This is a genomic window from Methylibium sp. (genome assembly GCF_013817365.1).
Lineage (GTDB): Bacteria > Pseudomonadota > Gammaproteobacteria > Burkholderiales > Burkholderiaceae_C > Methylibium.
Genome location: NZ_JACDCU010000239.1, coordinates 1 through 6,309, shown reverse-complemented (window position 1 = coordinate 6,309; position 6,309 = coordinate 1). Strand labels below are relative to the sequence as shown.

Genomic DNA, 6,309 nt, shown 5'->3' with positions numbered 1-6,309 from the left:
AGTTCGAGGGCCTCGCGGCCGCTGGCCGCCTCGCCCACCACCTGCAGATCGACCTGCTCGGCGAGATACTGCCGCAGGCCGGCCCGCACGATGGCGTGGTCGTCGACGATCACGATACGAACCGGCATGAACACTCACCCGCAAGGCGCAACAGGCCTCGATTCTAGGTGCCCCCCGGTGAGCAGAAGCTGCATCTTCCCCTCGCGATTACCGCCGTTCGCCTTCCCCCACCATGACCCCACGCCGCCGCGCCGCCGTCCTGAGCTTTCCGCTCGCCCTCATCGCGGCCCTGTCGCTGCTGCTGTTCGGCGAGCTGTCCTATCACCGTTCGCAGACGGCGCTGCGCGACACCACCGACGCCTACGACGTGCGCCTGGAAGTCGAACGCCTGCTGCGCCTCATGGTCGATGCCGAGAGCGGTCAGCGCGGCTACCTGCTGACCGGCCGCACCGACTACCTCAAACCCTTCGCCGAAGCCACGCAATCGATCGGCCAGTTGCTGCTCGGCATGACGCGCTTCTACTCGGCCCCCGCTCGCAGCGCGCAGGTGCGCGATTTCGCGCGGCTCGCTCGACTGGTCGAAACCAAGATCTCCGAAATGGACGTCACCGTGCAGGCGCGCCGCGACGGCCGCGAAGACGCCTGGCGAGCGGTGATCGAATCGGAGATCGGCCGCGAGACCCAGGAACAGCTCCGCCAGCAGGCGGAAGGCCTCGCGCTCGTCGAGAGCGCCCGCCTGCAGTCGCACCAGGCCCAGGTCAGCCGCTCGCTGCTGGTCAGCCGCATCGGCGTGGCGACGATGACGATGCTCAGCGTGCTGGCGTTCTATTTCTATCTGCGCCAGGCAAGTCAGGTCATCGCCTTGCGCGAGCGCCAGCGCGAGGTGCTCGAAGCCGAACGCGACACCCTTGACCTCGAGGTGCGCGAGCGCACCGCACAGCTCACCGAGCTGGCGGGCTATCTGCAGACCTCGCAGGAAAATCAGCGCAGCCTCCTGGCGCGCGAACTGCACGACGAACTCGGTGCCTTGCTCACCTCGGCCAAGCTCGATGTCGCTCGCCTGCAGTCGCGCCTGCCGGCGATCAGCCCGGAAGCGCGCGAGCGCATCGCGCATCTGAACGAGGTTCTCAACAGCGGCATCGCCCTGAAGCGCCGGATCATCGAAGACCTGCGGCCGTCGGCGCTCGGCAACCTGGGTTTGCTCGCCTCGCTCGACATCCTGACGCGCGAATTCGCCAAGAGTTCTGGGCTCGAAGTGCAGGCGACATTGGAGCCGGTCGAGCTGGCCCCCGACGGCGAGCTGACGGTCTACCGCTTCGTTCAGGAAGCGCTGACGAACATCGCCAAGTATGCGAAGGCCGAGCGTGTCGAAGTCGTGCTCCAGCCGGGCAACGGCGGCGTGGCGATCAGCGTGCGCGACAACGGCAAGGGTTTCGACCCTGCGGTGGTGCGCAGCAGCGCGCATGGCCTGGTGGGCATGCGCTACCGTGTCGAAGCCGAGCGCGGCCGCATGGAGATCGACGCCAAGCCGGGCGGCGGCACGCTGCTGACGGCCTGGCTGCCGAGTGTGCCGGCACAGTCGCGAGCAAGCGCCTGACAGCGCGAGGCGTCAAACAGCCAGCAGGTGCTTGCGGTAGTACAGCAGCTCGTCGATCGACTCGTGGATGTCGGCCATCGCCGTGTGCGCCTGGGCCTTCTTGAAGCCCTCCAGAATGCCGGGCTTCCAGCGCCGTGCCAGCTCCTTGAGCGTGCTCACGTCGAGGTTGCGGTAGTGGAAGAAGGCCTCCAGTTCGGGCATGTCCTTGGCGAGAAAGCGGCGGTCCTGGCAGATCGAGTTGCCGCACATCGGCGACTTGGCCGAAGGCACATAGGCCTTCAGGAACTCGATCACCCTGGCCTGGGCCTGGGCCTCGTCGATCGTCGAGGCCTTCACGCGATCGATCAGCCCGCTGCGGCCGTGCGTGCCCTTGTTCCAGGCGTCCATCGCGTCGAGTTTCGCGTCGCTCTGGTGGATGGCGAACACGGGGCCCTCGACACGCACCGTGACGTTGGCATCGGTGACGACGATGGCGATCTCGATGATGCAATCGGTGGCCGGGAACAGCCCGGTCATCTCGAGGTCGATCCAGACGAGGTTTTGGTCGCTCCTGGCGAGCAGCGGCGCAGTGCCGGCGAGGTCGGTCATCGGGGAGTCCTTTCAGAGCGGGCGATTGTCGGTCAACACTTAAACTCGCCCGCACATGTCCTCCACCACGCTCACGCTCGTTTTCGCCGGCTTCCTGCTTGCCAGCCTGCTGGTGCGCTTGTGGCTCGCGAGCCGCCAGATCCGCCATGTGGCGCTGCATCGCGATGCCGTGCCCGCGGCCTTCACCGCCACCGTGAGCCTGGCCGCCCACCAGCGCGCCGCCGACTACACCCTGGCAAAGCTGCGCTTTGGCCTGGTGAGCCTGGCGCTGGGTAGCGCGGTGCTGCTCGGTTGGACGCTGCTCGGCGGCCTGAACGCACTCAATGGCTGGCTGCTCGCTGCAGCGCAGCCTGCGCTCGGCGACCTGGGCTACCAGCTCGCGTTGCTCGCCGCCTTTGCCGTGATCGGCGGCCTGATCGAGTTGCCCATGGATGCCTGGAGCACTTTTCGCCTGGAGGCGCGCCACGGCTTCAACCGCATGACGCCGGCGCTGTGGCTCGCCGACCAGGCCAAGGGCGTCGCGGTGGCCGTGCTGCTCGGCGGGCCGATCGCGCTGCTGATCCTGTGGCTCATGGGCGCGGCCGGACCGAGCTGGTGGCTCTGGGCCTGGGGCGCGTGGGTCGGCTTCAACCTCGCGGTGCTCGTGCTTTACCCGACCGTCATCGCGCCGCTGTTCAACAAGTTCCAGCCGCTCGAGGACGGCGCGCTCAAGGCACGGGTCGAAGCGTTGATGGCGCGCTGCGGCTTTGCGGCCAAAGGCCTGTTCGTGATGGACGGCAGCCGCCGCTCGGCGCATGCCAACGCCTATTTCACGGGCTTCGGCGCGGCCAAGCGGGTGGTGTTTTTCGACACGCTGCTGTCGCGGCTTTCCCCGCCCGAGGTGGAGGCGGTGCTGGCGCACGAGTTGGGCCATTTCAAGCACCGGCACGTGATCAAGCGCATCGTCGGCATGTTTGCGATCAGCCTGGCCGGCTTCGCGCTGCTGGGCGGGCTCTCGCAGCAGGTCTGGTTCTACGGCGGCCTGGGCGTTGCGCCCAACCTCGCCGCGCCCAACGACGCACTGGCACTGCTGCTCTTCCTGCTCGCCGGGCCCGTGTTCAGCTTCTTCGTGGCGCCGCTGTTCGCGGGCCTGTCGCGCAAACAAGAGTTCGAAGCCGACGCGTATGCCTGCAGGCACACCAGCGCGAGCGACCTCCGCGCGGCCCTGCTCAAGCTCTACGAAGACAACGCCTCGACCCTCACGCCCGACCGGCTCTACGTCCGCTTCTACTACTCGCACCCCCCGGCCGGCGAGCGGCTGGCGGCGATGGGCGCGCTTGCCTGATCGCAACGCAGTGGCCGCGATGAGGACAAGCACTTGACCCAGCCGGTCGAGTTGGACTCGGGCCTGGTGGTCGCCGGCCACGGCCGCCACTACATCGTCGAAACCCCCGAGCGCAAACGCCTGATCTGCCATCCGCGCGGCAAGAAAAGCGCCTGCGTCGTGGGCGACCGCGTGCGCTGGCAATCCATCTCGCAAGGGAGCGGCGGCGCTTTGGGCGAAGGCGTGATCGAGCACATCGAGCCGCGTCGAAACCTGCTGTTCCGGCAAGACGAGTGGAAGACGAAATCCTTCGCCGCCAACCTGGATCAGCTGCTGGTGTGGTTCGCGGTCGATCCGGTGTTCAGCGAATCGCAGCTCGCGCGCGCGCTGATCGCTGCCGAATCGGCCGACATCGCTGCGACCATCGTTCTCAACAAGATCGACCTGCCCGGCGCGGCTGTGCAGTGCGAGCGCCTCGCCCCCTACCGCGCCATGGGCTACGAGGTGCTCGAGCTCTCGCTCGCCCAGGGCTTCGACGCCGCGCAAGCTGTTCTGCAACCGCGCCTGGACGGCAAGGCGACGCTCGTGCTCGGCCCCTCGGGCGCCGGCAAGAGCACGCTCATCAATGCGCTGCTGCCCAATGCCAAGGCGCAGGTCGGCGAAATTTCGCAGGCACTCAACTCGGGCCGCCACACCACGACGACAACGCAGTGGTACTGGCTCGACGCCGAGCGCGGCAGCGCGCTGATCGATTCCCCGGGCTTTCAGGGCTTCGGTCTGCAGCAGATCGAGCCCGCGCAACTCCCGGCCTACATGCCCGACCTGCGCGCACACGCCGGCGGCTGCAAGTTCTACAACTGCACCCACCGGCACGAGCCGGGCTGCGCGGTGATCGCTGCCGTTGAGCGCGGCGAGGTCAGCGCGAGCCGCTGGCGCATTCATGGCGAATTGCTGGAGGAGATGACGCGCACGCGGTGGTAAGAGCCGCAGCGGTCAAGAGGGGCCCCATGCGCAGCATGGGGATCGACAGCGAAGGCGATGGCGAGCGCAGTGGGCTCAATGCCCAATGCGCGAGAGAGCCGTAGCAGCGCAGGAAGCTCCATCCCCGCCGCTAGAAGATCGGGCCCGCTCCTCGCGTTTCAGCCGCGCGCCGCCGCAATCTGCCCGAAACGGCCGCTGCGGAAATCGACCATGGCCTGCTCGATCTCGGCCTGCGTGTTCATCACGAAGGGGCCATGGCCGACGATGGGCTCGTCGATCGGCTCACCGCTGAGCAGCAACACGGTGGCCTCTCGCTCGGCCTCCAGCGTCACGCCGGCGCCGGCCCGGTCGAGCAGCAGCATCTGCGCCTCGCCCACCGACGGTGCGCCGTTCACACCCACCGAACCGTGCAGCACCAGCACCGCAGCGGCGCGGCCCTCGGCCACGGGCAGCTCGACCTTGCCGCCCGCGCACAGGCGCAGATCCCACAGGTCGATGGGCGTGAAAGTGCGGGCCGGTCCGCGGTGGTCGGCGTAGTTGCCAGCGATCACGCGCAGGGTGCCGGCCTCGCCGGGCAGCGCCACGGCGGGAATGTCGTGGTCGAGCACGGTCTGGTAGCCGGGCGCGGCCGTCTTGTCGCGCGCGGGCAGGTTGACCCAGAGCTGCACCATTTCGAGCCTGCCGCCCGAGCGGGTAAAGGCGGGCGAATGGAACTCCTCGTGCAGGATGCCGGCGCCGGCCGTCATCCACTGCACGTCGCCCGGGCCGATGAGGCCGCCCTGGCCGGTGGAGTCGCGGTGCGCCAGTTCGCCCTGATAGACGATGGTCACCGTCTCGAAGCCGCGGTGCGGATGTTGGCCCACCCCGCGCGGCTTGTCGGCCTGCCCCGGCGCGAACTCGGTGGGCGCGGCGTAGTCGAGCATGAGGAATGGGCTCGCCTGGCGGCCGAGCGAGTCGTAAGAGAAGAGCGTATGCACGGGAAAACCGTCGCCCACCCAGTGGGGCCGCGTGCCGCCGTGGCGGCTCAGAATCTTCTTCATTTCGGCCTCCTTTGCATGCAGTTGGGGATCGTCGGGGCCACTGCAAGCCTACGCCGGTGACCGGCATCGCGCCGGAAGGCGCACCATTGCACTGTGGACTACCCCTTCGACTTGGAGCGCTTCATCACCGCTCAAGCCCCGGTGTACGCGGCGGCGACAGCGGAGCTCAGGGCCGGGCACAAGACAACGCACTGGATGTGGTTCGTCTTCCCGCAACTGCGCGCGCTCGGCCGCAGCAGCACGGCCCTGCACTACGGCATCGCGAGCCGGGCTGAGGCCGTGGCGTATGCGCGGCACCCGGTGCTGGGAGCGCGGCTCAGGGAATGCTGCGAACTCGTGCTGGCCATCGAGGAGCGCACGGCCCATGACATTTTCGGCTCGCCGGACGACCTGAAGCTGAGGTCGTCGATGACGCTGTTTGCGGCCGTCGCACCCGAAGCGGAAGTGTTCGGGCGAGTGCTCGCGCGGTACTACGGCGGGGAGACGGATCAGCGAACTGTCGAGCTGCTTTGAGCACCGTCTCTGCCCATCACCTGCCGCAGATAGACCCCCGTCCGACTCTCATCCACCCCACTCACCACCGCCGGCGTCCCGCACGCCACGATCCGCCCGCCCTCGTGCCCCGCCCCGGGCCCCACGTCGATGACCCAGTCGCTCTGCGCCACCACGTGGAGTTCGTGCTCCGCCACCACCACGGTGTTGCCCGCATCGACCAGCCCCTGCAATTGCGCCAGCAGCTTGTCCACATCGGCCGGGTGCAGGCCGGTGGTGGGTTCGTCCAGCACGTAGAGCGTGGCGCC

General features: G+C 68.2%; 7 protein-coding genes and 1 pseudogene. 4 read left to right on the top strand and 4 right to left on the bottom strand.

Features of this window, described 5'->3' with window-relative positions; genetic code table 11:
* The coding region (locus H0W38_RS14265; RefSeq protein WP_367162127.1) for a response regulator transcription factor at nucleotides 1–128 on the bottom strand (128 nt) is incomplete at its 3' end.
* Nucleotides 129–232: 104 nt separating this feature from the next.
* Here H0W38_RS14265 and H0W38_RS14260 point away from each other — a divergent pair.
* Complete coding sequence (locus tag H0W38_RS14260; protein WP_292455179.1) at nucleotides 233–1,597, top strand: CHASE3 domain-containing protein; 1,365 nt, start codon at nucleotides 233–235, stop codon at nucleotides 1,595–1,597.
* A 12-nt stretch (nucleotides 1,598–1,609) separates the two neighbouring features.
* Here H0W38_RS14260 and orn read toward each other — a convergent pair whose 3' ends face one another.
* Nucleotides 1,610–2,185, bottom strand: coding sequence for an oligoribonuclease (gene orn / locus H0W38_RS14255; protein ID WP_292455177.1), 576 nt, complete (start codon nucleotides 2,183–2,185; stop codon nucleotides 1,610–1,612).
* 55 nt (nucleotides 2,186–2,240) lie between these two features.
* Between orn and H0W38_RS14250 the strand changes: the two genes are divergently transcribed.
* On the top strand, nucleotides 2,241–3,509 hold the full coding sequence (locus H0W38_RS14250; RefSeq protein WP_292455173.1) for a M48 family metallopeptidase: 1,269 nt from the start codon (nucleotides 2,241–2,243) through the stop codon (nucleotides 3,507–3,509).
* A gap of 33 nt (nucleotides 3,510–3,542) precedes the next feature.
* Nucleotides 3,543–4,469, top strand: coding sequence for a ribosome small subunit-dependent GTPase A (gene rsgA / locus H0W38_RS14245; RefSeq protein WP_292455171.1), 927 nt, complete (start codon nucleotides 3,543–3,545; stop codon nucleotides 4,467–4,469).
* Between the two features lie 158 nt (nucleotides 4,470–4,627).
* Here the strand turns inward: rsgA and H0W38_RS14240 are convergent, their stop codons facing one another.
* A complete protein-coding gene (locus tag H0W38_RS14240; RefSeq protein ID WP_292455168.1) occupies nucleotides 4,628–5,509 on the bottom strand; it encodes a pirin family protein in 882 nt (293 codons plus the stop codon).
* 111 nt (nucleotides 5,510–5,620) lie between these two features.
* On the opposite strand from H0W38_RS14240, the gene H0W38_RS14235 reads away from it, so the two are divergent.
* Nucleotides 5,621–6,022 carry a DUF1810 domain-containing protein gene (locus H0W38_RS14235; protein ID WP_292455166.1) on the top strand — a complete coding sequence of 134 codons (402 nt, stop codon included), beginning with the start codon at nucleotides 5,621–5,623 and terminating at the stop codon, nucleotides 6,020–6,022.
* On the opposite strand, the pseudogene H0W38_RS14230 reads toward H0W38_RS14235, so the two are convergent.
* A pseudogene (locus H0W38_RS14230) lies at nucleotides 5,998–6,309 on the bottom strand (excinuclease ABC subunit A); the annotation flags it as partial. The gene H0W38_RS14235 and the pseudogene H0W38_RS14230 sit on opposite strands and share 25 nt — an antisense overlap.